This window comes from Stenotrophomonas sp. T8 (assembly GCF_051853085.1).
In the GTDB taxonomy this organism is placed as follows: domain Bacteria; phylum Pseudomonadota; class Gammaproteobacteria; order Xanthomonadales; family Xanthomonadaceae; genus Stenotrophomonas; species Stenotrophomonas sepilia.
The window spans coordinates 567138-591274 of record NZ_CP195329.1 but is presented as its reverse complement, the minus strand read 5'-3'; the positions used below and the strand labels follow the sequence as shown (position 1 = coordinate 591274).

The following is a 24137-nucleotide window of genomic DNA, read 5'->3' as shown; positions in this document are numbered from 1 at the left end:
GCACCGACTTCTCCTGATCCTGCTCATCGCGGGCGTCACGCCCATCAACCCGCTCCTGGCGATCCTCGCGTACAACCGAGGGATGACCTGGGCTGTACCTGTGTGCGTCCTATGGGGACTTGGGTCGCTCGCCTGGTTCGCTGTCGTGGCGACGCGGAAGCGCTCCGGTGTGACTGAGGCTCCCTCCTCGCGCGACTGAGGGGGTCGAAAGGTTTGCGGCAAATTTCCGAAGGGGTATCCAACTACTTGGAACCGCGCGATCACCCCCCGTAGGGGGGTCGCCCCCCTGTAGCGCAAAGGCACGATGCGCCCCCTTCGCGTCACCTGCGGCGTCACCACCTCGGCTAACCTGCTGATTCCAAAGGTGAACCACCGGATTAGGTATCCAGTACCTAGGCGATCCCCTGCGATGCCTGGGCAATCTGCGGACATCGGCCCGCAAACGTTCGCGCCTCTGTCTGTCCCTATCTGTCTTTTTGCCCTGACCGCCACGCGCCCACCTCGGCACCACCTCGGCACCACCGCCGCCCACCTCGGCACGCTCCCGCCCACCTGCCGCCCGCCTCAGTCCCACCACGGGGAACGAAGGCCCGCCAATGCCTGCCGCAGCGCCGCCACGGCCCGCCCAGCATCCGACACGGGCAACCCTACCGGCCCGCCCATAGAAGCTCACACGCGCGCGCGTAAGGCGTCCTATCGCCCCTCTGAAAATTCTTGCCATCGGGGTATTGACAGCCATCCGGGGATTGATCTAATCTATACCCGTCGCCAGCAACACGGCGGCAGCGGAAAAGGCGGCGACAGACGTGCGACCGATGGATCGACAGCACCTAGAGCTTATCCCGCCAGCACCAGGACTAGCCCCAAAGGCCCCTAAGCGCACCGCAGGTAACAACGGCCTCGACCGTCCCGCTACCGGGAACGATTGACAAGCCGGGAGGAACCGGGCATAATGCCCACCATCGGAAAGCGGGCCGCAGGGTGCGGTCCTGACAGTAGAAAGGGGCAGGCAGGATCGCCGCCCACGGCAGAACGCGGGGAGCTGGTAACACTAGCCGCGCCGGGAAGTGTAAGGGCCGACGAAGGCCGCCACGGACACCGGGCCACGCCAGAAAGAGCGGGGCCATCTGTACGGGATTCCTAGGCGAGCTGGAGGCGCTCCCGGAAGCTGGCGACGGTCAGATTCCATGCCTTACAAGCATGAGTCTGACCGCCAAAGCGTCCCTACCGTTGTGATGGGGCGTTTTGGTGGTCCGATTCACTGGAGAGCAACCCATGACGATGATCCCGTTTGATATGACCGCCCGCGACTACTACGTGGCCGGTTGCATCCGCCGCGGCATCCGCGAGCACCGCGCCCGACTCAACGAGCGGGAGCGCCAGGCGAACAAGAACCGCACCCAAGTTGCGCCTTGTCCATCCCCCGTTGTCATCTGATCCCCTTTTGTCAATTCGGTTTTCCACACCCCGCCGACGTGTGACGGCGGGTCTTTTTTGGAGCTACCATGAGCGACAACAACCCGATGGAGGACTTGCAGATGCGCAAGCTCGCCGCCGAGATTCGCAAGATCAACCGCGAAAGCGAAAAGCTGATGACGGAGACCCGCTGGTATCCGCTCGCGGTCGCTACGGCGCTAGTCACGGCCATCATCACGATCACCAAGCTGTTCCTGTAACAGCACACCGCCAAATCCACCCGAAGCCGCCGCAAGGCGGCTTTTTTGTTGCCCGGAGAAAGCCATGAACAAAATTCCTTCCGCCCTGATCGCCGCCTCTCTGCATGTGGCCTCCAAGAATGACGTTCGCTTCTACTTGAATGGCGTGCTGATTGAGTCGCACGCCGATGGTGCGATCATCGTTGCTACAGACGGCCACCGCATGCTGGTGGTGCGCACCAGGCTGCCGTGGGATCTCGGCAAGATCATCGTGCCGCGCGATGCGTGCGAGCTGATCGCCAAGATGAAGGGCGACGTCTATTTCAGCGCTGTGGGCGACGCGAAGAGGTTCAAGGCGGATCGCGGCGGCCAGGCCATCGAGTTTGCCGCCATTGACGGCACCTACCCGGACTGGCGAGCTGTCGTATCCAAGCCGAACGAGTTGAAGCCATCTGGCTTTGATCCGTCTGTCCTCGAAGGCGTGGTGAAGGCCGCCGGGGTGCTCCGCAAGGCGTTCGGCGGCAAGGCCACTTCGCTGATCCCGGTGACTGGCGGCGATGTGACGGCAATGTTCGCCGTAGGCGGCATCACCGATGCCTACATCAGGAGCGCCGCTTTCGTCGTCATGCCGATGCGCGATTCGGCTTACCCGGAAGCACTGTGCAGCGACGCGCTCCGCGCTTAACCCGAACCCATCAGCCGCCGCAAGGCGGCTTTTTTGTTGCCCGGAGAAAGCCATGAACCTCGACAACTACGCCCCCGCGAGCGCGAAGCGCATAGCCGTGGCGCTGGTGGATGCCGCCCTCGCCGCTGGTTACTCGCTCGGCGTCTACGACGGCGAAGAAACCACGGTTCGGCACAGCCGCGACCGGCAAGAAGTGTTGGAGGCCCTCGCCTCTACCGACCACGATCACCTGCGGTTCTACCGCCCGGACGCGACAAAGGCGGGGTTTGTGCTCCTGATTTGGGAGAACGGGGACGACGCCGCGAGCGACTGGAGCGACAACGACGAGACCAACGCGCTGGTGATGCCGGTGCTGCGCGGGCTGGGGGTGCTGTGATGGAACTGCGCACCTACGGAACCCGCAACGTGTTCCTGGCACAGCCGGGTCGCTATCACGAACAACTGGCGGCGACCGCGATGACGCCGCAGCAAGCCGAGGAGTTCGCCACCGTGGTCAACCGCGCAATCAGGGATACCGACTTCGACCCCATCGACCTCGCGCAGCTGGCGAGTGGGTGGACGTGGCCCGAGCCGAGCAGCACTGCGCCGCTGGGCATTGAGGACTCGCAATTCCTTGTCGAGGTGGCGCGCATGCTGCACCGCCTCTGGCAGGAGGTCGGCGAGCAGTGGAGCGGCGTGTGGGCCTACGACATCGCCGACCCGCTGGGAGGATGGCTGTCGAGGAACGGCATCGACCACGAGACCGCCGATGGTGTGGCGCGCGCCGAGCAGCAGGCCCGCGCATGGATCGCCGAGGGCATGGGAGCAGCGCGATGAGCTACCGCGAGGAGGACATCATGTTCGAGACCGAAAAGGCGTGGGTGCTGCGCAAGGGACCGAACCATTTTGAGGTCTACAAAATCGGCCTCACCCACTCGACACGCCACGGCATTTTTCACAACATCCCCGGCGCGCTGGATCGTGCCATTGAGCACGCAAAGGGCCTGTCGCAATGAGCAACGACAACGAGCTGGCTGTACCTGCCGGTGACAAGCTGGTCACCCTGGGCGACCGATCGGTCTCCTACGGTCCCCGCCAAGCGTTCGATGGAAGCGTCGAGCCTTGCGCACCGATGGCCGCGCAGTTTTGGGGCGTCTATCGCTGGGCCGGTAAGGACCGCTGGTGGTGGATTGCCGACGTGGCCGACGAGGACACCGCCCGCGCAGTGGCCGCCGCCTACCTGCTGAACGTCAAGCCCGATTGGGCGCACTGACCGACAACCACCGCTGATCCCGAGGCCCGCCTAGTGCGGGCCTTCGCATTTCTGGAGCACACCATGCAAATCTACGTTGCCTGCCTTGCCTCATATAACGCTGGCGTCCTGCACGGCGAGTGGATCGACTTGGAGGGACGCGACGCCGACGACGTGCGCGATGAGATTGCCCGCATCCTGCGCGAGTCGCCGCACCCGAACGTGACCGTTGATTGCCCGGATTGCGGCGGTACTGGAACCACATACGTCCCCCTAGTATTCGGCGGGGCGGAATGCACGGCGTGTGGCGGAAGCGGCAAGGTCGCCAGCGCCGAGGAGTGGGCCGTCCACGACTACGACGACGTGTTCGGGGATACCTGGGGCGAGCACCCCGACCTGGACAAGCTGTGCGCATTGCAAGAGCGGCTGGACGAGTTGCACAACGACACCGAACGCGCCGCCTACACGGCCTTCTGCGACCACGAGGGCCTCGACGATGTGACCGTGGAGCAGTTCCACGAAGCCTACGTGGGCCAGTTCGATAGCTGGGCCGACTTTGCCGAGAACTATGTGGACGAATCGGGGCTTCTTCACGGCGTGCCCGACGCCCTCTCCCGCTACTTCGACTACGAGAGCTATGGCCGCGACATTCGGCTCAACGGTGACGCGTTTGAGGTGAGCGGCTTCTACTTCTGGAGCCGCTAACGCCGCTTCCGCAAGACCCTGCGCCAATACAGGTATGTGCGATGCGCCGGCACCGAGCTAGTCCACACCCATACGACTAGGTGAAGGGCCGTAATGGCGACTTCTACGCGGGGGTCAATCATCGAATGGTCCTTGGGGTCGGGAGTGGCGATCACGCCCTTCAGCCCTAATCATAAGGCCAATCTCGATATTTGGCACTCATTGTTCCATTTGTAGCACTTGCATAACAGGAGACTTACATATGCGTAACGCAGATTTCACCGCAAACTCGACCCTGGTGATCGTCAACGTGGCCCTCCGCGTCCACCAGTTCGGCCCGTTCTTGGTATTCGAGCGGGAGGTTTTGGTCCTGCATGAACGGACCTACGAGGTGCCCGAATGATTCGGACCATCAATTTCGACCATAACGAGAAGCGCGGCGCTCTCCGCGCGATGCTCGGCCTACTCAACGAGCGCGTCCAGTTCTCGGTCGTCCCCGAGGACTGTGGCTGGCGGGTGTCGTATCCGGTCCCACCCGCGGCCCCAACGGAGACCCCTCGGCCATGACTTCACTGCACCAGTCGGGATCAATCTCTCCCGTGGTACTTGATTCCTACGGACGCGCCATCATTGTGGCCTGTAGTCTGCCCGACGGCAGCGTCATGCTGTCGGGCTGCGCATCCGCAGACGACCAGGGGGGCGTTCTCAGTCTATGAGTACGGTGAGACGGACAATAGCCAGCGCGGTAGTCCGCGTAGGGCAAGGACTGTTTTTTGCATCCGTGGTCGGGGCCATTGTGACCCTGGCGGCGATGCTGGCACTACCGTTCTTAAAACACTGAAACGTAAGACCTTTTTGTGGAGCGCAGCCGGGGGTGGCGGCGCATTACAACGCCGTGAGCAGGGGACAGGACGGCCCCTTCGCAGGGCAGAAGTAGCTGGACCTGTTCGTGAAAGCCTTTGGATATGAGATCGGAATCGACCCCTCCCCCACGCCTTGGCAGCGTGGTTTCTGGATGGACAAAATTGGCAAGAATGCCATCAACATTGGCTTGGGCCTTGTAATCCTTACATTGCGGCTCCAAGATAGACCCTGATGGTTTCCCAAGGGGGAACCATCCCCTTACGGAAAATGAGCGCACCATGAATCTCTCGCAGAAAGAACTGACGGCCATTCTCACAACCGCACTGTCAGCCTTCCGGGAAGAGATCGACGAGGACATCACCGCCACCCGCATCCTCACCCTACTCGCCGTTGTGGACGAGCCGGGCATTCAGCAGGTGGACCTTGAGCGCGTCCTCGGCGGACTCTCTCCCTCCGCAGTGAGCCGCAATGTGCTCGACCTGTCGTCTATCAAGCGTAACCGCGAGCCGGGGCCTGACTTCCTGGAGCAGCGCCCTGATCCCGCCTACCGCAAGCGCAACCTGATCTTCCCGACGACCAAGGCGCTGCACTGGCTGGCTTCGCTCGCAGAACGTGTCAACCGCAAGGTGACGGCGCGCGTCGCAGCCGCCTAACCCCCAACACCCCGCTGTGCCCCGAGGCCCGCCTAGTGCGGGCCTTTTTCATTTCTGGAGATACACATGGCCCTTCGCCTCAAAGGGACCGCGCCCAAGCCGGGCGCGCCCGACAAGCGCTACTACATGCTCGACGTGCAGGAGGGATACCGCCGCGTGCGCCTGTCCACCGGCACCCGCGACCGCGTGGCAGCCGAGCGCAAGGAGCAGGCGGCCCTCGACGCCCTGCGCGAAGACCCCGAGATTTCAGAGGACGCACTGCGGGAGCTGATTAGGGGTAAGTCCCGGTCGGTGCAGATGGCCGTGGCGAAAGCCAAGGTCCGCCATCGCACCCTCAAGGACGCGATGGACGACGCGCTGGGCGACCGCAACTTTTGGGGCAAGCTCCGGTCCATCGACACCGTGCGTACCAACTGCAAGGTGGTCCAGAGCTACCTGGGCGAGGAAACGCCCATCAACGACATCACTCAGGCCGCGGTGGACGACATGGCGCAGCGCATGCTCGACGACAAGGCGGCCCCCGCCACCGTGAACCGGAAGATGCAGTGCCTCCTCGCCCTGCTGAAACGTGAGCGCAAGGCGGGCCGGTACTTGGGAGAGCTGCCCGAGTACAGCTTGGCCGACGAGCGGGACAACGCACGCACGTTCGTCCTCAGCGTCGAGGACGAGGAGCTGATCCTGGCGCGGCTGCTGGAGTGGGACACGCTCCCGAATGGCCCTGCAGGGGGTCACCCACGAGTGCGCGACGGCGCGGACTACCGAGACCTGTTCGTATGCCTCGCCGACCTGGGCTGCCGCATGAGCCAGGCCCTCGGCATCCGCTGGTCGGAGGTGGTCGAGCAGGGCGGAAGGCTCCACGTCCGCTTCTGGCGGCACGCCACGCTCAAGAAGGGGCGCCCCCGCACCCTACCCTGCACCGCCCGCGTAGCCGACGTGCTACAGCGTCGCAGGGACGCCCTGGGCACTACCACGGAAGGCCCCTTCTCGATGCTCAACCGGACACGCGCCGACCGGCTGTGGCAATGGGCCATCAAGGGGACACATCTCGCTTCCGAGAAGGAGTGCGTACCGCACGCGCTCCGGCATACCTGCGCCACCCGGCTGCTGCTGGCAACCGGCAACATCAAGCTCGTGCAGGAGTGGCTCGGCCACCGCGACATCCAGACGACCTCAGCGGTCTACGCCAAGGTGCTGGCCGAGCAGTCGCTCCAAGGTATGTCAGCGCTGGAGCAGTTCCGCCTCCCCGCTGCCTCGAACGGCCTAGGTGACGTTCCGAGACAGGGATCAATTGCCAAAGCGGGAATCCAATAACGCAACTGACCGTCGCCAGCTTACTTTTCAATCACTTAGGGCAGTCTGTGCTCGGCTGATGGTGCGAAAGGCGGGACTCGAACCCGCACGAGGTCACCCTCACTGGAACCTAAATCCAGGGCGTCTACCAATTCCGCCACTTTCGCGTGGCCGGCGCAGGTGTTCATTGTCGCAGGCGATGGCGGGAAGCGGAAGGCCTGCACAAAACTGAACATGGCAATGGTGCGCAGCCCGCGCGTTGAACCACCCCGGCGAGCGCAAGCTCATCCGGGGTGGCGGGGTTCACTGCTGCGGCCTGGCCTTGGCCGACGCCGTATCGGCACCCTGCCCGACTGCAGGATCCACCTTGCGGATCTCCACGCCCCCGTCGCCGGTGCGCCGCAGGGCCGCCGGCTCCGGCGTGGCCTTGCGCACATCCACCGAACCATCCGCATTGCGCTGCACGTCCACCGCATCGGGCAGGGCCTCCCGCTCTGCCGGCTGAGCCGGCTGCATCTGCATGACCTCACCGACCGGGCGCGCAGGAGCACTTTCAGTGCCAGCATCGCGTTCGACGGTCTGCGCGGGATTGTCGGCGGGCGCGCAGGCCGCCAGTGCCAGCAACGCGAAGGAAACCCACAGCGTGCGGTGCAATCGATTGATATGAGCCATCAACATCTTCCTTCGTGCATGCGCCGTCGGCGCGGAAGATCCATTGGGTGCGATGCAGGATGCGATGCGGTGAGATGCAGCGCACAGCATTGATAACACTGATGACGCGTATGACCCTGATTTCAGCATTGCTTCAGTCGATCCACGCCATGCGCGGATGAAATGCCCCCCCAGCGAACAGGCAAGAAAAAAGCCACTTGGCGAACCAAGTGGGAAGCTGCCGCGCATTCGCGCCGCAGCCCCACGCTTTGCGCGGCAAAGCGCGGGCCCCACTTCATCAGCCGCCACATCCCCGCGGCTTCGCCGCGCCCCCTTGACTCAAGGGGGCTCCACTCCAGCCAGCACCGCTGGCATCTGCAGATGCCCCTCAGCGAACAGGCAAGAAAAAAGCCACTTGGCGAACCAAGTGGCTTTCGTCTGGTGGGCTGTCAAGGATTCGAACCTTGGACCTATTGATTAAGAGTCAACTGCTCTACCAACTGAGCTAACAGCCCGAAATCGGGGCGCGAATTATGACCCGATCCGCTCGGTGGGTGCAAGCACTTTTTTCAACGTGGTTGAAACCAGCACTGCGGGCCCCGCTCCTGCTGCAGATCCACGCCGAACGGGTTCTGCAACGCGTGATCCATCGGAACGATGGGAGTCACACCCATAAGAAAAAAGCCACCTGGCGTACCAGGTGGCTTCTGTCTTGGTGGGCCGTCAAGGATTCGAACCTTGGACCTATTGATTAAGAGTCAACTGCTCTACCAACTGAGCTAACGGCCCGTGAAACTCAGACACACATTGTAGCGTGCTTTCTGTTTATTGCAATACCGTTTCGGCTGCGCCGATGCGGTTGAATCAGTGGGGTGGCTGAGGGGATTCGAACCCCCGACCACCGGAATCACAATCCGGTACTCTAACCAACTGAGCTACAGCCACCACTGAAACTTTCGCTCCATCGCCGATGAGGCTGGCGCTGGAACTTGATGCTTCGCTACCGGGCGGAACCAGAAGTCCGTCCCCCGAAGCGAGTCCGGCATTTTCCGGTAGTCGCGAAGGAATTGCAAGCACTTCTTCACATTGATGTGCAGGGGCCGGAACAGGACATCAGAGCTGCTCCGCCGAGACCACGCGCGCGATGTCTGCGTGCTCATCCAAGAATGACAGCGTCACCTCACCTTTGGGCGTGACCTGCAACTGCAGGCGCAGCTGGCCCGCCCCGTCGATCAGCTGAAGCATCGCATTGCGCGACTGCGGCCTGCCAGGACGCACACGACGGGTAATCGCTTGCACAGTCTGCGCGTGCAAGCGCTCATCTTCAGCCGAGAACATCGGCCGCAGCTGTCCTTCGGCACCATCGTTTCGATCACGTCGAACGGCGCGTTGCGCTGGGCTGTCGCCCCATCAGCAGGCCAGTCAACACCAGCAAGGCGAGACCACCGCAATACAGAGTGAGCCGCTATTGGTGCCTGCGCAGCCGATGCACTTCGGCCATCACCCGCTCTACCTCTCCCGCGCCTTTCGAAACTGCACCTCATGCCGATCGCCGGAAGGTGCGTGCCACCTGTACCGATGGTCAGGCGCAGGCAACAGCTCGACATCGTCGGGCCCACTCCCGAGAGCGTGAATAATAAGTGAACGAATCATGAATGAATCTCAAACAGAAATGGGGGAGATCCATTCATACAACGTTAGCTGCAGGACATGGAACGCGAGGCGCGCGTTTGCAACCATGCCGGTTCCTGCAATGAAGGTGAGAGCAATAGATGAGCAAGCGGCTAATCGGATTCGTCGCGCTAGCAGCCGTGCTGGCAGTGGCAGCCGTTGCAATGTCCAGCTACCGGCAGCAGGCGGCTGTCGATGTGACGGCAGAGGAATCCTGGAAGAGTGGCAGCCTCGATGAAAGGCCCGACCAGGGAAGGCCGCTTCCTGCGTCAGGTGCGGCGGCCGCGCAGAGGCTTGAGCGGGACAACAAGATCCCGCCAGGCTCGTACAAGGCGGTGGGACCCAAAGCCTACGAGATCGTAAGAGGCAATGAGTTCCGGCCTCCCGGTGACGCGCTCGCCCACGTCAAGCAACTGATGCTGCGCTCCGAATCCGGAGATGCCACAGCAACCTACGAAATCTATCGAACCATCGAGCAGTGCCAGACCTTCATCTCGGATCGCGCTGACAAGCTGGCGGATTCAGCCACCACGGTCGGGTCCGGCAACTGGTTCCTGGAGCGATCGGAACGAATCCTCGGAGAGTGCGAGTCGCTGGCCCTGGATCGGGACATCTATCACGCCGACTGGCTTTCGAAGGCCGCCGCCATGGGCTCGCAGGAAGCGATGCGCGCTTACTCGCGATCGCCGGAGAAAGTCATCGGTTCGCTTGATGACGCAATCCGTGATCCCGCGGCGCTCGAGGCGTGGAAGGACACCGCCACCGGATATCTGCGCGAGCTGGAATCACAAGGGAACGTCAATGTCATCAGCGACATGGCGATGGCCTACACCTATGGCGGCATCGTTCCTGCCGATCCCGTTGCCGCCCTGGCGTACACCCGCGTCCTCAACCGGCTGGACCCACGTTTTGCCACCACCAATGACATTGCCAACCATGAGAAAAACCTGAGCAGTCAGGAGAAAGAGAAAGCCCGCATTTCATCGAATGAAATCTTCAGGAACTGTTGCATCCCACGATAAGGACCTATTGTGAAAGCTAGACTGATTGGGATTATCCTTCGCTTGGTAGAAACTCCATTCCCGCCATTGCAGGCGTGCTGCTGTTCATGGCGAGCGGGAGCGTTCAAGCGAAAAAGCTTCCTGGCGTCATCAACTGCACCGCCGGATGCACGCTGACAACCCCGTATCCCGATCCGGTGACCAACCAGCAGCTTTCCCAAGAGGTCCAGAAGCTCAATGACGGCCGGACCACCGTCTGGACAGCCCAGACGCGAGTTCAGACCGGCGATGTCCTGACCGTCTGCAACGGTATTTCCTGCGTCAACTACACGTGGCGAGGCGCAGGCTTCGACTCCGGCGAAGTGATTTCGACCGTGCTCCCGCCCAACTCCCGCGGTGGTGGTGGCGGTGGTGGTGGCGGTGGCGGCAGTGCCCCGATCGGCGGCGGTTGCCATGGCAACTGCGGTGGCGGCAGGGTCGATGTAGGCGAACTTGAGCAGATATGATTCAGCCTTGGGGGCACTTCAACGAAGTGCTCTCGCCAGGACACAGAACAGAAAGGTCAGCGCACCGCGCTGGCCTTTTTTGTGACCCACGGCGGCGCGCGCCACACATTTCCGCTGTTCCTGGAATAGGCTCCGCCAGCACCAAAGTAATTCATATGCCATTGATTCCAATGGCGCGCCCGACAGGAATCGAACCTGTAACCGCCGGCTTAGAAGGCCGGTGCTCTATCCAGTTGAGCTACGGGCGCCCGAACCGGAACGGTGTCCAATCCGACGTGGCGTGGGATTGGTCGGGGTAGAGGGATTCGAACCCCCGACATCCTGCTCCCAAAGCAGGCGCGCTACCAGACTGCGCTATACCCCGGTCTTGCAATCCCCTCGGGTTGGGCCCGGGGAGTTGTTCATTGTCGCCAAGCGCGTTGGGAACTGTCAACGAAGGATGCACAGAACCCGGGCCTGCCACAACGCCGAAAGCAGTCATCGGCTATGCTCACGCCCATCGGCCGGATGGCCGTCCCGACCTTCATCCGCACGGAGAACACGCATGCGCAGCGGCAACCCGGCTCTTTCCGAGTCGACTTTCCTCGACCTCGCCAGTGGCTCGGTAGTGACCAGCCCCGACCAGGTCATGACCCTCAATGGCACCGCCAACAAGACCGGCATCCTGCTGCTGTTGACCGTGCTGACCGCGGCGTTCGCCTGGAGCCAGGCGGTCGACGAGTACGGCCAGATTTCCGGCAGCGCGAGCCTGTACGCCATCGGCGGCGCGATTGGCGGCCTGGTGCTGGCACTGATCACCATCTTCAAGAAGGAATGGTCGCCGGTCACCGCGCCGATGTACGCGCTGGTCGAAGGCCTGTTCCTGGGCGCCGTGTCGGCCCTGTTCAACATGAAGTATCCGGGCATCGTGTTCCAGGCGGTGCTGCTGACCTTCGGCACCCTGGCCGCCCTGCTGTTCGCATACCGCAGCGGCCTGATCAAGGCCACCGAGAACTTCAAGATGGGCGTGGTCGCCGCCACCGGCGGCATCGCCCTGCTCTACCTGGCCTCGTTCGTACTGGGCTTCTTCAACATCAACGTGCCGGTGATCCACGACTCCAGCTGGCTGGGCATTGCCTTCAGCCTGTTCGTGGTGGTCGTGGCCGCGCTGAACCTGGTGCTGGACTTCGATTTCATCGAGTCCGGCGTCGCCCAGCGCGCGCCGAAGTACATGGAGTGGTATGGCGCATTCGGCCTGATGGTGACCCTGGTCTGGCTGTATGTGGAGTTCCTGCGCCTGCTGTCGAAGATCCAGCAGCGCTGAACCGGACAGAGCCATAAACGACAAAGGGCGCCTTCGGGGCGCCCTTTTCTCTTTGTAACGCGTGGCTGCTGCATTTCCCGGCTAGCCAGCCACGCCAGCCACGCCAGCCTGTGCAGCGTAGTGCGCCGCAAGGTGCTCGACCAGCGCGCGCACCTTGGGCGCGAGCGCACGTGCATGCGGGTACAACGCGAAGTAGCGCCGCTGGCCGGCATGCCAGGCCGGCAGCACGCGGATCAGACGACCGGCGCGCAGGTCCTCCTGCACGGTCAACGCGGTGAACAGGCTGATGCCCATTCCGGCCAGCGCGGCGGCGTACAGCGCAGGCGTGGCATCCACACGCAGGCGCTGCCCGGCTTCAACGCTCACGCAGGCGCCGCGCGGCCCCTGTAACTGCCAGGGCGGCATTGATGGGGTGGGACTGAAACCCAGCAGCGTGTGCTGCCCCAGATCCGCAGCCTGCCGCGGCAGGCCATGCCGGGCCAGGTAGGCCGGTGCGGCGACCAGGATGCGCGGGCAGCTGGCCAGCTCGCGCGCGACCAGCTGGCTGTCCGGCAATGAAGCTGCAATGCGCAGCGCCAGGTCGAAGCCACCACCGACCACATCCACCACCTGATCATCCGCCGACAGGTCCAGCGTGACCTGCGGGTAACGCTGCAGGAACGAGGGCAGCCAATGCGGCAGTTCCTGGCTGGCCACTACCTGCGGCACGCTGATCCGCACCCTGCCACTGGGTTGCGCCTGCCCGGCGCGGGCACGATCGTCCGCCTCCTGCAGGCGGTCCAGCAGCGTTGCCGCCTCGCGGTAGTAATCGCGCCCGGCCTCGGTCAACGACAGCCGACGGCTGTTGCGATCGAGCAGGCGTACCTGCAGGTGTTCTTCCAGCTGCCGCAGCTGCCGCGACATCGCCGAGTGGGTGGTCCCCAGGCGCTCGGCGGCCGCGGTGAAACTGCCCGCGTCAACGATGGCGCGCAGCGCGCGCAGGGCGGCGAAGTGATCCATCGGCGGGCAGCTCCACGTGGCGGGGCCCACGGCATGCGGGCCCCGCCAGCTTATCAAGCGCCGTCACCGGCCTTGCGTACCGGCAGCGCCAGGATCGCGTCGGTGCTCATGACGTCGCCGAAGGCGTCTTCGATCTGCGCCAGCGAGGCCTCATGCAGCGCGCGATGATCGATGCGACGGCCGCCGGCCAGATCCAGATCACGGCTGGCGCTGGCATCGGACGAGACGATCACCCGGTAGCCACGTGGGGCGGCCGCTGCGTCGCGCGCGGCACCGGCCACACAGGCATGGGTCTGCAGGCCAGTGACGATCAGGGTATCGATACCGGCATTCTTCAGCATCGGGTCGAGCACGGCTGCGGACGCGCCGGCGAACACGCTGACATTGTCCTTCTGCACCACGGTCTCGCCCTGGCGCGGCTGCAGGTCGCGATGGAAGGCGGCATTGACGCTGCCCTGCGCGAACAGGGGTGCGCCGGCCGGCAGCACGTGCTGGACATGGATCACGCGGATGCCGTGGGCATCGGCGAATTCGACTACCCGCCTGGCCTGACGCAGTGCGGCCACGCCATCGGGAATGACCATGCGGCCACCCGCAAAGCCCGGTACGGCCCTGGCATCGAAGTACTCGTTCTGGAAGTCGATCACCAGCACGGCAGTCTTCGCCGCATCCAGCGAGGTCGCGACCGGCGCACCCGCCATATGGCGGATGGTGGCATGGGCCGGCTCGGCAGCAGCAACCGGGATGGTGGCGGTCATGCCGAGCAAGCTGGCCAGGCCGAAGGCGGTGAGATTCATGGAGCGACTCCTGTGCAGTGGAAAGTGGGCACAGGATGCGGAGCGGATGGCGCACGAACCAGCCGTGAAACAGCACATGATCTGTGCGATATCAGCACAGACCGCTTCTGTGGAGTCGAGCCATGCTCGACTCTACAGAGGCGGAAAAACGCAACGGGGCGCCCGAAGGCGCCCCGCTGTGGGTCCGACCGAGGTCGGCCGGCCGCTTACAGGCGGCTGGCAATGGCCTTGGCAAAGCTCATGGTGGTGCCGGTGCCACCCAGGTCGCCGGTCAGCGAATCCTTGGCTTCCATGGTCGCCACGATGGCCTTGCGCAGGCGCTCGGCGTTTTCCGGCTGGCCGATGTGGTCCAGCATCTGCGCGGCCGCCAGCAGCAGCGCGCACGGATTGGCCTTGCCCTGGCCGGCGATGTCCGGCGCGGTGCCGTGCACGGCTTCGAAGATCGCCGCATCCTTGCCGATGTTGGCGCCCGGAGCCAGGCCCAGGCCGCCGACCAGGCCGGCGCACAGGTCGGAGATGATGTCGCCGAACAGGTTCGTGGTGACGATCACATCGAACTGTTCCGGGCGCATCACCAGCTGCATGCAGCAGTTGTCGACGATCATTTCCTGGAACTCGATGTCCGGGTACTGCGCGGCCACTTCACGGGCGACATTCAGGAACAGGCCCGAGGTCGACTTGATGATGTTGGCCTTGTGCACGGCGGTGACCTTCTTGCGGCCGGTGCTCTTGGCCAGCTCGAAGGCGTAGCGCACGATGCGCTCGGAGCCCTTGCGGGTGATGCGGGTGCCGGAGAAGGCGGTCTCGCCGTCGGCCGACACTTCCTGGCCTTCGGCCAGGTAGGCACCTTCGGTGTTCTCACGGACGGTGATCAGGTCGACGTTGTCGAAACGCGACTTGGTGTTCGGGAAGGTGTGGGCCGGGCGCACGTTGGCGTACAGGTCGAAGTGGCGGCGCAGGCTGACGTTGATCGAGGTGAAGCCACCACCGACCGGGGTGGTCAGCGGGCTCTTCAGCGCGACCTTGTTGCGCGCGATCGATTCCAGGGTCACCGCCGGCATCAGGTCGCCGTGCTTTTCCAGGGCCACCAGGCCGGCGTCGGCGTCTTCGTACTCCAGGCCAGTCTTGAGCTGGTCGAGCACGAACAGGGTGGCGTCCATGATTTCCGGGCCAATGCCGTCGCCGCGGATGACCGTAATTTTCTGCGTCATTGATCGATGTTCCGAACAGGGGGAAAAACGCCGTCCGGACGTGCCCGGAAACGCCGGCGCAAAGGAAGTTTCACCGGCAATTATGCCTGAGCCGGGGCCGAGGTCCCAAATAGACCATGGTCCCAGTCCCCGGCTCAGGCAGAATTGCCCGCGCATCGCCCCTCTACCCCCGCCCTGTCGGCGCGCCCCTTCAACAAGAAGGGGCTCCTGGGCTGTTGGATCGCGGGACAGGCCCCCTCGAGGGCCCGGTAGTGCCGGCCGCTGGCCGGCAACCCCGGCCATGTCGGGTTCAGGGGATGCCGGCCGCTGGCCGGCACGACCCTCAGTGCTCGTGCGCGGCTGGCGCGGCGGCGCCGCCTTCGAGCTGGTCGAGGAAGTCGACCGCGCGGCGCAGGTGCGGGATCACGATGGAGCCGCCTACCACCAGGCCGACCGAGAAGGTCTCGAAGAACTCCTCACGGGTCACCCCGGCGTCCTTGCACTGGGCCACGTGGTAGCTGATGCAGTCGTCGCAGCGCAGCACCATCGAGGCCACCAGGCCCAGCAGCTCCTTGGTCTTCACGTCCAGCGCGCCGGCCTGGTAGGTCTGCGTATCCAGCGCGAAGAAGCGGCGCACCACCTGGTTCGGTTCGCCCAGGATGCGCTCGTTCATGCGCTTGCGGAACTCGGTGAACTCGGCGATGCGGTCCTTGCTGCCGTCGTCGGCCGCGCTCATGCCTGGCCCTGCCCGGCCAGCAGCGGCTCGAGCTTGCCTTCACGGTGCAGGGCCATCATGTCGTCGTAGCCGCCGACATGGACGTCGCCGACGAAGATCTGCGGCACGCTGGTGCGGCGGGTCAGCGCCATCATCTTCTCGCGCTCGGCCGGGTCCAGGTCGATGCGGACCTCGGTCCACTGCTGGCCCTTGCTCTTCAGGAAGTTCTTGGCGGCCACGCAGTACGGGCAGACGGCAGTGGAATAGATGGTGATGGCGGGGGCACCGCCGGCGGTCTGGGCTGTCACGGGAAACTCCACGATGGATCGACGGTCTACATATGGTACCGGTGCGCTGGAATTTCCACGCCACGGCCGCAACACTGTGGATTAACGAATGGTTGCCCCCCGCCCTGCCACGCTTGGCGCGCCCCGCCCGAGGACCTTCTGCTTGCGAGCCCTGCTGCTGACTACCGCCGTCACCCTGGCCCTGGCCATGCCGCTGGCCCAGGCCCAGGAGAAGCTGCCCGACATCGGCTCTTCGGCCGGCGAGCTGCTGACCCCGGCCCGCCAGGCCGAGTACGGCGCGATGATGCTGCGCGAGCTGCGCAACTACGGCTACCTGCTGGAAGATCCGCTGGTCAACGACTGGCTGCAGACCATGGGTACCCGGCTCGGCTCCAACAGTGACCAGCCGCGGCAGCCGTACACCTTCTTCGTGATGAACGACCGCCAGATCAACGCGTTCGCCACGCTGGGCGGCTACATCGGGGTCAATGCCGGACTGGTGCTGACCGCCGAGCGCGAGGACGAGGTCGCTGCGGTGCTGTCCCACGAAATCGCCCACGTCACCCAGCAGCACGTGCTGCGCGGTGTCGAGCGCGCCCAGCGCGACCAGATCCCGATCCTGCTGGGCATGCTGGCGGCGGTAGTGGCCGCCCAGGCCAGCAACAGCACGTCGTCCGGCAACGCGACGATGGCGGCGATCAGCTCCGGCATGGGCCTGATGCAGCAGCGGCAGATCAACTACACCCGCTCCAACGAGTCCGAGGCCGACCGCCTCGGCATCCGCACCCTGTCGCGCAGCGGCTACGACGTGGATGCCATGGCCGGCTTCTTCGAGCGGATGTCGGCAGCCATGCGCGGCAACGAAGGCGGCTACAGCGTGCCCGAGTTCCTGCGCACCCACCCGGTCAACATCACCCGCATCAGCGAGGCCAAGTCCCGCGCCCAGCAGATGAAGAAGGATACGGTGCTGCTCACCACCAGCACGCCCACCGGCGAGCGCAAGGAGCGGGTGGACCCGGCCGATCCCAGCCTGGGCGAGCCGCTGCTGCGCGGCAACAACCCGCTGCTGCCCGGCAGTGTGCTGCGCCTGCCGATCGGCCAGCTCAACCGTGGCGCCAGCGGTGACTTCGAGTGGGCGCGTGAGCGTCTGCGCGTGCTCAGCGCGGACTCCACCCCCGAGCTGGAGCGCGAGTACGCCGACCTGGCCAAGCGGCAGAAGGACGGCCTCAACGATGCGCAGCGCTACGGCCAGGCGCTGGCGGTGATGCGCGGTGGCCGTGCCGGTGCCGGCCAGGCCCGGCAGACCCTGGCCGGCCTGCTGCAGACCCACCCCGGCAACCTGTGGCTGGCGCTGGGCCTGGGCGAGGCGGAGTCACGCGCAGGCCAGGCGGCCCAGGCCAACAGCCGCTTCGAGCAATTGTTGCGCGAACACCCCAACAGCCGCCCGGTGGCACTGACCTATGCCGAGATCCTGAACGAACAAGGCAGCCGCGAAGCCGGCCAGCGTGCGCAGGCGATGCTGCGCCCCCTGCTGTCGCAAAGTGGTAACGATCCGGTCTTCCAGCAGCGTTTCGCCCGCGCCAGTGAGTTGGCTGGCGACAGCGTGCGCGCCAGCGAGGCCTATGCCGAGGCCGCCTTCCTCAGCGGGCGGCCAGAACAGGCGCTGATGCAGCTGCAGGCGCTCAAGCGCAACCCGGCGCTGGATTACATCGGCCGCGCGCGGGTTGACGCGCGCATCGAATCGATCACCCCGACGGTGCTGGAACTGCGCCGGCAGGGCGTGCAGGACCCGGATCTGGACCGTCGCTGAGCACCGCATGACCGGCCGATGGCAATCCAGGCCGGTTCCGGCCGGGTAGTCACAAACATGTCATCAAACCGTAGTCTACTGGCACCACTCCAGTAACCGAGCCCTACGGTGTCCTCGTGCAGAAACGCATCCTGATCGTCGATGACGAGCCCGCGATCCGTGAAATGGTCGCCTTCGCCCTTCGCAAGGGCGATTACGAACCGGTCCACGCCGGCGATGCCCGGGAGGCCCAGACCGCGATCGCCGATCGCGTTCCCGACCTGATCCTGCTGGACTGGATGCTGCCCGGCACCAGCGGCTTGGACCTGGCCCGTCGCTGGCGCAAGGAAACGCTGACCCGCGAAGTGCCGATCATCATGCTGACCGCCCGCGGCGAGGAGAACGATCGCGTCGGTGGCCTCGAGGCCGGTGTCGATGACTATGTGGTCAAGCCGTTCTCGGCACGCGAACTGCTGGCCCGCATCCGCGCGGTCATGCGCCGCGCCCGCGAAGATGACGAGGACGGCAGCGTAGCCGTCGGCCCGATCCGTATCGACGGCGCCGCCCATCGCGTGTTCGCCAACGACCAGCCGGTGCCGATCGGCCCGACCGAATACCGCCTGCTGCATTTCTTCATGACCCACCCGGAGCGCGTCTACACCCGCGCGCAGCTGCTGGACCATGTATGGGGCGGCAGCGTGTACGTGGAGGAGCGCACCATCGACGTGCATATCCGCCGCCTGCGCAAGACGCTGGAGCCGTTCAACGCCGAGAACATGGTGCAGACCGTGCGCGGCGCCGGCTACCGCTTCTCCACTGCTACCTGAGTCTCGTCGTGCCGGCACCGCGCACCTGCGGGTGCCGGTGCCGGCAACTCTGCTATAACCCTCGGTTCACCCCAGTGAACCGCCGCACCTCAACGACGAGATCGCAATGCCCCGCCACATCCGCTCTGCCTGGTTGAAGACCCTGGCCACCGTTGCCGCGGTGCTGCTGTTCGCCGGACTGGTGGGGTGGTTCACGGGCCATCTGTGGTTGTGCATCGCACTGGGCGCGCTGGCGGCCCTGGCCTGGCATTACTGGCGCCTGCGCAGCGTTCTGCGCCGGCTGACCGCTCGCCAGCGCTGGGACACCGCCGAAGAAGGCACCGGCGTCTGGAACGAACTGGACCGCCTGCTGTACCGCAACCAGGTGGAAATGCGCGTGCGCAAGCGCCGCCTGCTGGACATGCTGCGCAGCTACCGCGCTGCCGCCGCCGCGCTGCCCGATGCTGTCGTCGTGCTGGATCGCAACAGCCAGCGCGTGCAGTGGTTCAACGAAGCGGCTACCGCCCTGCTCGGCCTGCACCATCCCGGCGACCTTGGCGAGGCCCTGGTCGAGCGCCTGCAGCCGATGCCGCTGGCGCACTGGCTGGCCGGTGGCCGCAATGCCGAGCCCATCCTGGACGTACCCTCGCCGGTCGATCCGGCGATCCGCCTGAACCTGCGCCTGATTCCCTATTCGTCGGACTACTGGCTGCTGATCGCGCGTGACGTCAGCAAGCTGCTGCGCCTGGAGCAGGTGCGGCGGGATTTCGTCGCCAACGTTTCACACGAGCTGCGCACGCCGCTCACCGTGGTCCACGGCTACCTGGACATGATGGACCCGGAGGATTTCCCGGGAACCGGACCGATGCTGGAAGAAATGCGCAAGCAGAGCCAGCGCATGGCCCAGCTGGTGGAAGACCTGCTGACCCTGTCGCGCCTCGAATCGCAGGAACACAGCGAGGACGAGACCGTAGCCATGCAGCCGATGCTGGCCACCCTGCGCCGCGAAGCCGAAGCGCACAGCCAGGGCCGCCACCAGATCAGCATCGACGACCTGGCCGGCGTTGACCTTCAGGGCTCGACCAAGGAGCTGCACAGCGCCTTCTCCAACCTGGTCACCAATGCGGTGCGCTATACGCCGGCCGGTGGCCGCATCGCGGTGGAGTTCCGCCGCGAGGGCGACGGTGCGGTGCTGGCGGTGCGTGACTCCGGCTACGGCATCCCGGCCACCCACCTGCCGCGCCTGACCGAACGCTTCTACCGTGTCTCCAGCAGCCGCTCGCGCGAAAGCGGTGGTACCGGCCTGGGCCTGTCCATCGTCAAGCACATCCTCGGCCTGCACCACGCACGGCTGGAAATTGAAAGCGAAGTCGGCAAGGGCTCGGTGTTCTCCTGCCATTTCGATGCCGACCACGTGCGCCCGCGCGAGTCCGCCCCCCTGACCTCCATCGAAGAATGACGCCATGAGCAGCCTCGGATCCCTCCCCCTCCCCGTGAGCCCGGACAACGATCCGTTGCGTGACCCGGCGCTGTACATCAATCGCGAACTGTCACAGCTGGATTTCAACTTCCGCGTGCTGGCCCAGGCGATGGACCCGCAGGTGCCGCTGCTGGAGCGCCTGCGCTTCATGTGCATCTCCTGCACCAACCTCGACGAGTTCTTCGAGATCCGCGCCGCCGCCGTGCGCCACGCGCAGGAGTACGGCCTGCCACCCGCACCGGACGGGATGAGCCCGCAGGCCATCCTGAGCGCCATCCATGACCGCGCCGCCGAACTGGTGGACCAGCAGTACCGCTGCTGGAACGAGACGCTGCGGCCGGCGCTGATGGAGGCCGGCATCGGCGTGCTCGGCCGCCACTCCTGGACCGACCGCCAGAAGCGCTGGCTGCGCGCCTACTTCCGCAACGAGATCATGCCGGTGCTGTCGCCACTGGGCCTGGACCCGGTGCACCCGTTCCCGAAGATCCTCAACAAGTCGCTGAACATCGTGGTGGTGCTCAAGGGCACCGATGCGTTCGGCCGCGCCGGCCACCTGGCCATCGTGCGTGCGCCGCGCTCACTGCCGCGCATCATCCAGCTGCCGGAAAAGCTCGGCGGGCCCCAGAACTTCGTGTTCCTCTCGTCGGTGCTGTCGACCTTCGTCGATGAGCTGTTCCCGGGCATGGAAGTCCAGGGCGCCTACCAGTTCCGCGTCACCCGCAATTCCGAGCTGGTGGTGGACGAGGAGGAAGTGGAGAACCTGGCGCTGGCACTACGCGACGAACTGGTCGACCGCGGCTACCGGCCAGCGGTGCGGCTGGAGATCGCGCACGACATGCCGCGCGAGATCGTGCGGACCCTGCTGCAGAATTTCGGCCTGACCGAGAACGCGGTGTACCGCATCGATGGCCCGGTCAACCTCAACCGCATCATCCAGCTGTACGACCTGATCGCGCAACCGGACCTGAAATACCCGCCGATGACCCCGCGCACGCTGCGCGACAGTGACGGCATCTTCGAGACGGTGGCGCGCCAGGACCTGCTGTTGCACCACCCATTCGACGCCTTCACCGCAGTGCTGGACCTGATCCGGCAGGCGGCAATCGATCCGAACGTGCTGGCGATCAAGCAGACCCTGTACCGCACCGGCAAGGACTCACTGATCGTCGATGCGCTGATCCAGGCCGCGCGTAACGGCAAGGACGTGACCGTGGTGGTCGAACTGCGCGCCCGCTTCGACGAAGAAGCCAACCTCGGCCTGGCCGATCGCCTGCAGGAAGCCGGCGTGCAGGTGGTGTACGGCGTGGTCGGCTACAAGACCCACGCCAAGATGCTGCTGATCGTGCGCCGCGAGGGCCGCAAGCTGCGCCGCTATGTGCACCTGGGTACCGGCAACTACCACAGCGGCACCGCCCGCGCGTATACCGACATCAGCCTGATCACCGCCGATGCGGACATCGGCAATGACGTGCACCTGCTGTTCCAGCAGCTGTCCGGGCTGGCGTCGAAGATGAAGCTCAAGCGCCTGCTGCAGTCGCCCTTCACCCTGCACACCGGCATCCTCGGCCGCATCGAGCGCGAGACGCGCATCGCCGCCGCCGGCCGCCCGGCGCGGATCATCGCCAAGATGAACGCACTTAACGAACCGCAGGTGGTGCGCGCGCTGTACGCCGCGTCGCAGGCCGGCGTGCAGATCGACCTGATCATCCGCGGCGCCTGCACGCTGCGACCGGGCGTGCCGGGCATCTCGGACAACATCCGCGTGCGCTCGATCGTCGGCCGCTTCCTGGAACACAGCCGCGTCTACTGGTTCGGCAACGACGGCGCACCGGAAATGTACTGCGCCAGCGCGGACTGGCTGGAACGCAACCTGCTGCGCCGGGTCGAGACCTGCTTCCCGATCCTCGATCCGGAACTGGCCAAGCGGGTCTACCGCGAAGTCCTGCAGAACTACCTTGACGACAACCTCAACGCCTGGGAACTGGACGCGCACGGCATCTACCACAAGCGTGCCCCAGCCCACGACGAAGCCCCGCATTCGGCGCAGATGGCGTTGATGCAGGGGCTCTGACCCTGCCCCGGTAGATCCCGACCGCTGGTCGGGGTTCGATCGCCACGGGGTCAGATCCCTTTCCTGCGGGAAAGGGATCTGACCCCTTGCAGTCCTGCGGCACGCCCTCTTCCAAAATGTGAAGGCCGCGCGGTGACGAGCACACCGCCCCTTCGGCTAACATTCGTCCATGCCGCACACCACCACGACTCCGCCCGCATTGCAGGATGGCGACCTGCTGGCCGCCATCGACCTTGGCTCCAACAGTTTCCACATGGTCATCGCGCGCTATACGCTCGGCCAGCTGCGGGTGATCGACCGCCTGCGCGAGACGGTGCGCATGGCCGATGGCCTGGATGGCAAGGGTGGTCTCTCTTCCGCTGCACGCCAACGTGCACTGGAATGCCTGGCCCGCTTCGGCCAGCGCATCCGCAATGTGCCGCCGCACCGGGTGCGCGCGCTGGCCACCAACACCGTGCGCCAGCTGCGCTCGCCGCAGTCATTCCTGGTACCGGCCGAAACCGCACTGGGGCATGCCATCGAAGTGGTCAGCGGGCGCGAAGAAGCGCGCCTGATCTACCTGGGCGTGGCCCACGCGCAACCGCCCAAGCCCGGCCAGCGCCGGCTGGTGATCGACATCGGCGGTGGCTCCACCGAGTTCATCATCGGCATGGGCATGCAGACCCTGGAGCGCGAAAGCCTGCAGGCCGGCTGCATCGCCAGCACCCGGCGCTTTTTCCCCGGCGGCAAGCTGAGCAAGAAGCGCTGGAAGGACGCGCTGGCCGAGATTGGCCGCGAGTTCCAGCCTTTCGCCAGCAAGTACCGCGCGCTGGGCTGGCAGGAAGCGTTGGGCTCTTCGGGCACGCACAAGGCGATCAGCGAGATCTGCGCGACGATGAAGCTGAGCAAGGGCGCCATCACCGCCGAGGCCCTGCCGCAGCTGCGCGATGAACTGCTGAAGGCCAAGAAGATCGACGACATCCAGCTGCCGGGCCTGTCCAGCGACCGCCGCCCGATCATCGCCGGCGGCATCCTGGTGCTGGAAGCGGCCTTCCAGGCGCTGGGCCTGCAGAAACTGCTGGTCAGCAAGGCGGCGATGCGCGAAGGCATCCTGTATGACATCGTCGGCCGCGCCGGCGAAAACGACCTGCGTGACGAATCGGTGGCTGCGCTCAGCCAGCGCTACGGTATCGATACCGTCCAGGCCGAGCGCGTGCAGGACACCGCGCTGTCCCTGCTGGAACAGGTGCAGGAGCGCTGGAGGCTCGATGCCGACGATGCGCGCATGCTCGGCTGGGCCGCGCGCCTGCACGAGCTGGGCCTGATGATCGCGCACAGCGGCTACCACGTGCATGGCAGCTATGTGCTGGAACACTCGGATATCGCCGGCTTCTCGCGCCAGGAGCAGCAGATGCTGGCGGCTCTGGTGCGCAGCCACCGCCGCAGCGTGACCAAGACCGCCTTCGACGCCCTGCCCGAGCGACTGCTGCTGACCGCACGCCGGCTGGCGGCCCTGCTGCGGCTGGCGGTGCTGCTCAATCGCGCCCACGAAGACGATCCGCTGCCGGCACTGGAACTGACCGCCGACGACAACCGGCTGTCGCTGATCGTGCCGCAGGCCTTCATCGATGCCCGCCCGCTGCTGCGCGCGGACCTGATCGGCGAGACCGATGGCATCGCCGGGCTGGGCATCCAGTTCCGTCCGTTCGTGGCCTGAATACGCTGTCCGCTGTTGTCCACAGGACAACCGAGGTGACGCATTTCCCACTCCCACTTTGCGCAGTCTGGCGGTTTTTTGTGCTGCTCCGCACCACAACGGCGCGCTGTGGG

Annotated in this window: 26 protein-coding genes and 6 tRNA genes; 19 read left to right on the top strand and 13 right to left on the bottom strand. The window is 65.1% G+C overall.

Annotated features, from left to right (window positions below):
- Window positions 1-1275: 1275 nt before the first annotated feature.
- The 11 genes from ACSDHM_RS02715 to ACSDHM_RS02665 all read left to right on the top strand — a co-directional run bounded on the left by ACSDHM_RS02715 (window position 1276) and on the right by ACSDHM_RS02665 (window position 7083).
- A complete protein-coding gene (locus ACSDHM_RS02715; protein WP_155029018.1) occupies window positions 1276-1437 on the top strand; it encodes a hypothetical protein in 162 nt (53 codons plus the stop codon).
- Window positions 1438-1505: 68 nt separating this feature from the next.
- On the top strand, window positions 1506-1676 hold the full coding sequence (locus ACSDHM_RS02710; protein WP_181503416.1) for a hypothetical protein: 171 nt from the start codon (window positions 1506-1508) through the stop codon (window positions 1674-1676).
- Between the two features lie 64 nt (window positions 1677-1740).
- Window positions 1741-2340 (top strand): hypothetical protein, encoded by a 600-nt coding sequence (locus ACSDHM_RS02705; protein ID WP_197644191.1) that lies wholly within the window; start codon window positions 1741-1743, stop codon window positions 2338-2340.
- 52 nt (window positions 2341-2392) lie between these two features.
- Window positions 2393-2716 (top strand): hypothetical protein, encoded by a 324-nt coding sequence (locus ACSDHM_RS02700; protein ID WP_111007478.1) that lies wholly within the window; start codon window positions 2393-2395, stop codon window positions 2714-2716.
- Window positions 2716-3156: a hypothetical protein gene (locus tag ACSDHM_RS02695; RefSeq protein ID WP_111007479.1), complete on the top strand. Its 441-nt coding sequence runs from the start codon at window positions 2716-2718 to the stop codon at window positions 3154-3156. Before ACSDHM_RS02700 ends, ACSDHM_RS02695 begins: the two co-directional genes overlap by 1 nt.
- On the top strand, window positions 3153-3335 hold the full coding sequence (locus ACSDHM_RS02690) for a hypothetical protein (RefSeq protein ID WP_049397876.1): 183 nt from the start codon (window positions 3153-3155) through the stop codon (window positions 3333-3335). The genes ACSDHM_RS02695 and ACSDHM_RS02690 overlap by 4 nt, the downstream gene beginning before the upstream one ends.
- Window positions 3332-3592: a hypothetical protein gene (locus tag ACSDHM_RS02685; protein ID WP_111007480.1), complete on the top strand. Its 261-nt coding sequence runs from the start codon at window positions 3332-3334 to the stop codon at window positions 3590-3592. The genes ACSDHM_RS02690 and ACSDHM_RS02685 overlap by 4 nt, the downstream gene beginning before the upstream one ends.
- A 63-nt stretch (window positions 3593-3655) precedes the next feature.
- A complete protein-coding gene (locus tag ACSDHM_RS02680) occupies window positions 3656-4276 on the top strand; it encodes an antirestriction protein ArdA (RefSeq protein ID WP_197644189.1) in 621 nt (206 codons plus the stop codon).
- Window positions 4277-4517: 241 nt separating this feature from the next.
- Window positions 4518-4658 (top strand): hypothetical protein, encoded by a 141-nt coding sequence (locus ACSDHM_RS02675; RefSeq protein WP_005412379.1) that lies wholly within the window; start codon window positions 4518-4520, stop codon window positions 4656-4658.
- A gap of 739 nt (window positions 4659-5397) precedes the next feature.
- Window positions 5398-5772 (top strand): hypothetical protein, encoded by a 375-nt coding sequence (locus ACSDHM_RS02670; RefSeq protein ID WP_005412378.1) that lies wholly within the window; start codon window positions 5398-5400, stop codon window positions 5770-5772.
- A 66-nt stretch (window positions 5773-5838) separates the two neighbouring features.
- Window positions 5839-7083: a tyrosine-type recombinase/integrase gene (locus ACSDHM_RS02665; protein WP_439426619.1), complete on the top strand. Its 1245-nt coding sequence runs from the start codon at window positions 5839-5841 to the stop codon at window positions 7081-7083.
- Between the two features lie 59 nt (window positions 7084-7142).
- On the opposite strand, the gene ACSDHM_RS02660 is transcribed toward ACSDHM_RS02665, so the two are convergent.
- The 6 genes from ACSDHM_RS02660 to ACSDHM_RS02635 all read right to left on the bottom strand — a co-directional run bounded on the left by ACSDHM_RS02660 (window position 7143) and on the right by ACSDHM_RS02635 (window position 9051).
- Window positions 7143-7229 (bottom strand) — tRNA-Leu (locus ACSDHM_RS02660).
- Window positions 7230-7365: 136 nt separating this feature from the next.
- Window positions 7366-7734: a hypothetical protein gene (locus ACSDHM_RS02655; RefSeq protein ID WP_439426618.1), complete on the bottom strand. Its 369-nt coding sequence runs from the start codon at window positions 7732-7734 to the stop codon at window positions 7366-7368.
- 418 nt (window positions 7735-8152) lie between these two features.
- Window positions 8153-8228, bottom strand: a tRNA-Lys gene (locus tag ACSDHM_RS02650).
- Window positions 8229-8426: 198 nt separating this feature from the next.
- Window positions 8427-8502: transfer RNA gene (locus ACSDHM_RS02645), tRNA-Lys, on the bottom strand.
- A gap of 79 nt (window positions 8503-8581) precedes the next feature.
- Window positions 8582-8658, bottom strand: a tRNA-His gene (locus ACSDHM_RS02640).
- Window positions 8659-8826: 168 nt separating this feature from the next.
- A complete protein-coding gene (locus ACSDHM_RS02635; RefSeq protein ID WP_439426617.1) occupies window positions 8827-9051 on the bottom strand; it encodes a hypothetical protein in 225 nt (74 codons plus the stop codon).
- 434 nt (window positions 9052-9485) lie between these two features.
- Here ACSDHM_RS02635 and ACSDHM_RS02630 point away from each other — a divergent pair, with 434 nt between their 5' ends.
- Together ACSDHM_RS02630 and ACSDHM_RS02625 are read left to right on the top strand one after the other, a co-directional pair.
- Complete coding sequence (locus ACSDHM_RS02630) at window positions 9486-10406, top strand: hypothetical protein (protein ID WP_088496094.1); 921 nt, start codon at window positions 9486-9488, stop codon at window positions 10404-10406.
- A gap of 74 nt (window positions 10407-10480) precedes the next feature.
- Window positions 10481-10891, top strand: coding sequence for a hypothetical protein (locus tag ACSDHM_RS02625; RefSeq protein ID WP_245884910.1), 411 nt, complete (start codon window positions 10481-10483; stop codon window positions 10889-10891).
- A 171-nt stretch (window positions 10892-11062) separates the two neighbouring features.
- Here the strand turns inward: ACSDHM_RS02625 and ACSDHM_RS02620 are convergent.
- Both ACSDHM_RS02620 and ACSDHM_RS02615 read right to left on the bottom strand, forming a co-directional pair.
- A tRNA-Arg gene (locus ACSDHM_RS02620) sits at window positions 11063-11139 on the bottom strand.
- Window positions 11140-11178: 39 nt separating this feature from the next.
- Window positions 11179-11255: transfer RNA gene (locus tag ACSDHM_RS02615), tRNA-Pro, on the bottom strand.
- 180 nt (window positions 11256-11435) lie between these two features.
- Here ACSDHM_RS02615 and ACSDHM_RS02610 point away from each other — a divergent pair.
- Window positions 11436-12194, top strand: coding sequence for a Bax inhibitor-1/YccA family protein (locus tag ACSDHM_RS02610; RefSeq protein WP_072168268.1), 759 nt, complete (start codon window positions 11436-11438; stop codon window positions 12192-12194).
- 81 nt (window positions 12195-12275) lie between these two features.
- Here ACSDHM_RS02610 and ACSDHM_RS02605 read toward each other — a convergent pair whose 3' ends face one another.
- The 5 genes from ACSDHM_RS02605 to grxC form a co-directional block, all read right to left on the bottom strand.
- Window positions 12276-13193 (bottom strand): LysR family transcriptional regulator, encoded by a 918-nt coding sequence (locus tag ACSDHM_RS02605; RefSeq protein WP_439426616.1) that lies wholly within the window; start codon window positions 13191-13193, stop codon window positions 12276-12278.
- A 53-nt stretch (window positions 13194-13246) separates the two neighbouring features.
- Complete coding sequence (locus ACSDHM_RS02600; protein WP_088496165.1) at window positions 13247-13990, bottom strand: cysteine hydrolase family protein; 744 nt, start codon at window positions 13988-13990, stop codon at window positions 13247-13249.
- A 206-nt stretch (window positions 13991-14196) separates the two neighbouring features.
- Window positions 14197-15201 carry an isocitrate dehydrogenase gene (locus ACSDHM_RS02595; protein WP_012479261.1) on the bottom strand — a complete coding sequence of 335 codons (1005 nt, stop codon included), beginning with the start codon at window positions 15199-15201 and terminating at the stop codon, window positions 14197-14199.
- Window positions 15202-15523: 322 nt separating this feature from the next.
- Window positions 15524-15916: a carboxymuconolactone decarboxylase family protein gene (locus ACSDHM_RS02590; RefSeq protein WP_004154542.1), complete on the bottom strand. Its 393-nt coding sequence runs from the start codon at window positions 15914-15916 to the stop codon at window positions 15524-15526.
- Window positions 15913-16203: a glutaredoxin 3 gene (gene grxC, locus ACSDHM_RS02585; protein ID WP_004154541.1), complete on the bottom strand. Its 291-nt coding sequence runs from the start codon at window positions 16201-16203 to the stop codon at window positions 15913-15915. Before grxC ends, ACSDHM_RS02590 begins: the two co-directional genes overlap by 4 nt.
- 88 nt (window positions 16204-16291) lie before the next feature.
- Between grxC and ACSDHM_RS02580 the strand changes: the two genes are divergently transcribed.
- The 5 genes from ACSDHM_RS02580 (at window position 16292) to ppx (ending at window position 24024) form a co-directional block, all read left to right on the top strand.
- Window positions 16292-17992: a M48 family metalloprotease gene (locus tag ACSDHM_RS02580; protein WP_172412112.1), complete on the top strand. Its 1701-nt coding sequence runs from the start codon at window positions 16292-16294 to the stop codon at window positions 17990-17992.
- A 116-nt stretch (window positions 17993-18108) separates the two neighbouring features.
- Window positions 18109-18798, top strand: a complete 690-nt coding sequence (phoB, locus tag ACSDHM_RS02575; RefSeq protein ID WP_005408258.1) for a phosphate regulon transcriptional regulator PhoB — start codon at window positions 18109-18111, stop codon at window positions 18796-18798.
- 106 nt (window positions 18799-18904) lie between these two features.
- A complete protein-coding gene (gene phoR / locus ACSDHM_RS02570; protein ID WP_252745377.1) occupies window positions 18905-20236 on the top strand; it encodes a phosphate regulon sensor histidine kinase PhoR in 1332 nt (443 codons plus the stop codon).
- A gap of 4 nt (window positions 20237-20240) precedes the next feature.
- Window positions 20241-22328 (top strand): polyphosphate kinase 1, encoded by a 2088-nt coding sequence (gene ppk1, locus ACSDHM_RS02565; protein WP_053500783.1) that lies wholly within the window; start codon window positions 20241-20243, stop codon window positions 22326-22328.
- A gap of 169 nt (window positions 22329-22497) precedes the next feature.
- On the top strand, window positions 22498-24024 hold the full coding sequence (gene ppx / locus ACSDHM_RS02560; RefSeq protein WP_005415458.1) for an exopolyphosphatase: 1527 nt from the start codon (window positions 22498-22500) through the stop codon (window positions 24022-24024).
- Window positions 24025-24137 lie beyond the last annotated feature (113 nt).

Bases quoted from the DNA above. Each gene is read 5' to 3' on its own strand.
- ACSDHM_RS02715 (WP_155029018.1), top strand. From the start codon at position 1,276: ATGACGATGATCCCGTTTGATATGACCGCCCGCGACTACTACGTGGCC.
- ACSDHM_RS02710 (WP_181503416.1), top strand. From the start codon at position 1,506: ATGAGCGACAACAACCCGATGGAGGACTTGCAGATGCGCAAGCTCGCC.
- ACSDHM_RS02705 (WP_197644191.1), top strand. From the start codon at position 1,741: ATGAACAAAATTCCTTCCGCCCTGATCGCCGCCTCTCTGCATGTGGCC.
- ACSDHM_RS02700 (WP_111007478.1), top strand. From the start codon at position 2,393: ATGAACCTCGACAACTACGCCCCCGCGAGCGCGAAGCGCATAGCCGTG.
- ACSDHM_RS02695 (WP_111007479.1), top strand. From the start codon at position 2,716: ATGGAACTGCGCACCTACGGAACCCGCAACGTGTTCCTGGCACAGCCG.
- ACSDHM_RS02690 (WP_049397876.1), top strand. From the start codon at position 3,153: ATGAGCTACCGCGAGGAGGACATCATGTTCGAGACCGAAAAGGCGTGG.
- ACSDHM_RS02685 (WP_111007480.1), top strand. From the start codon at position 3,332: ATGAGCAACGACAACGAGCTGGCTGTACCTGCCGGTGACAAGCTGGTC.
- ACSDHM_RS02680 (WP_197644189.1), top strand. From the start codon at position 3,656: ATGCAAATCTACGTTGCCTGCCTTGCCTCATATAACGCTGGCGTCCTG.
- ACSDHM_RS02675 (WP_005412379.1), top strand. From the start codon at position 4,518: ATGCGTAACGCAGATTTCACCGCAAACTCGACCCTGGTGATCGTCAAC.
- ACSDHM_RS02670 (WP_005412378.1), top strand. From the start codon at position 5,398: ATGAATCTCTCGCAGAAAGAACTGACGGCCATTCTCACAACCGCACTG.
- ACSDHM_RS02665 (WP_439426619.1), top strand. From the start codon at position 5,839: ATGGCCCTTCGCCTCAAAGGGACCGCGCCCAAGCCGGGCGCGCCCGAC.
- ACSDHM_RS02655 (WP_439426618.1), bottom strand. From the start codon at position 7,734: ATGGCTCATATCAATCGATTGCACCGCACGCTGTGGGTTTCCTTCGCG.
- ACSDHM_RS02635 (WP_439426617.1), bottom strand. From the start codon at position 9,051: ATGTTCTCGGCTGAAGATGAGCGCTTGCACGCGCAGACTGTGCAAGCG.
- ACSDHM_RS02630 (WP_088496094.1), top strand. From the start codon at position 9,486: ATGAGCAAGCGGCTAATCGGATTCGTCGCGCTAGCAGCCGTGCTGGCA.
- ACSDHM_RS02610 (WP_072168268.1), top strand. From the start codon at position 11,436: ATGCGCAGCGGCAACCCGGCTCTTTCCGAGTCGACTTTCCTCGACCTC.
- ACSDHM_RS02605 (WP_439426616.1), bottom strand. From the start codon at position 13,193: ATGGATCACTTCGCCGCCCTGCGCGCGCTGCGCGCCATCGTTGACGCG.
- ACSDHM_RS02600 (WP_088496165.1), bottom strand. From the start codon at position 13,990: ATGAATCTCACCGCCTTCGGCCTGGCCAGCTTGCTCGGCATGACCGCC.
- ACSDHM_RS02595 (WP_012479261.1), bottom strand. From the start codon at position 15,201: ATGACGCAGAAAATTACGGTCATCCGCGGCGACGGCATTGGCCCGGAA.
- ACSDHM_RS02590 (WP_004154542.1), bottom strand. From the start codon at position 15,916: ATGAGCGCGGCCGACGACGGCAGCAAGGACCGCATCGCCGAGTTCACC.
- ACSDHM_RS02580 (WP_172412112.1), top strand. From the start codon at position 16,292: ATGGTTGCCCCCCGCCCTGCCACGCTTGGCGCGCCCCGCCCGAGGACC.
- phoR (WP_252745377.1), top strand. From the start codon at position 18,905: ATGCCCCGCCACATCCGCTCTGCCTGGTTGAAGACCCTGGCCACCGTT.
- ppk1 (WP_053500783.1), top strand. From the start codon at position 20,241: ATGAGCAGCCTCGGATCCCTCCCCCTCCCCGTGAGCCCGGACAACGAT.
- ppx (WP_005415458.1), top strand. From the start codon at position 22,498: ATGCCGCACACCACCACGACTCCGCCCGCATTGCAGGATGGCGACCTG.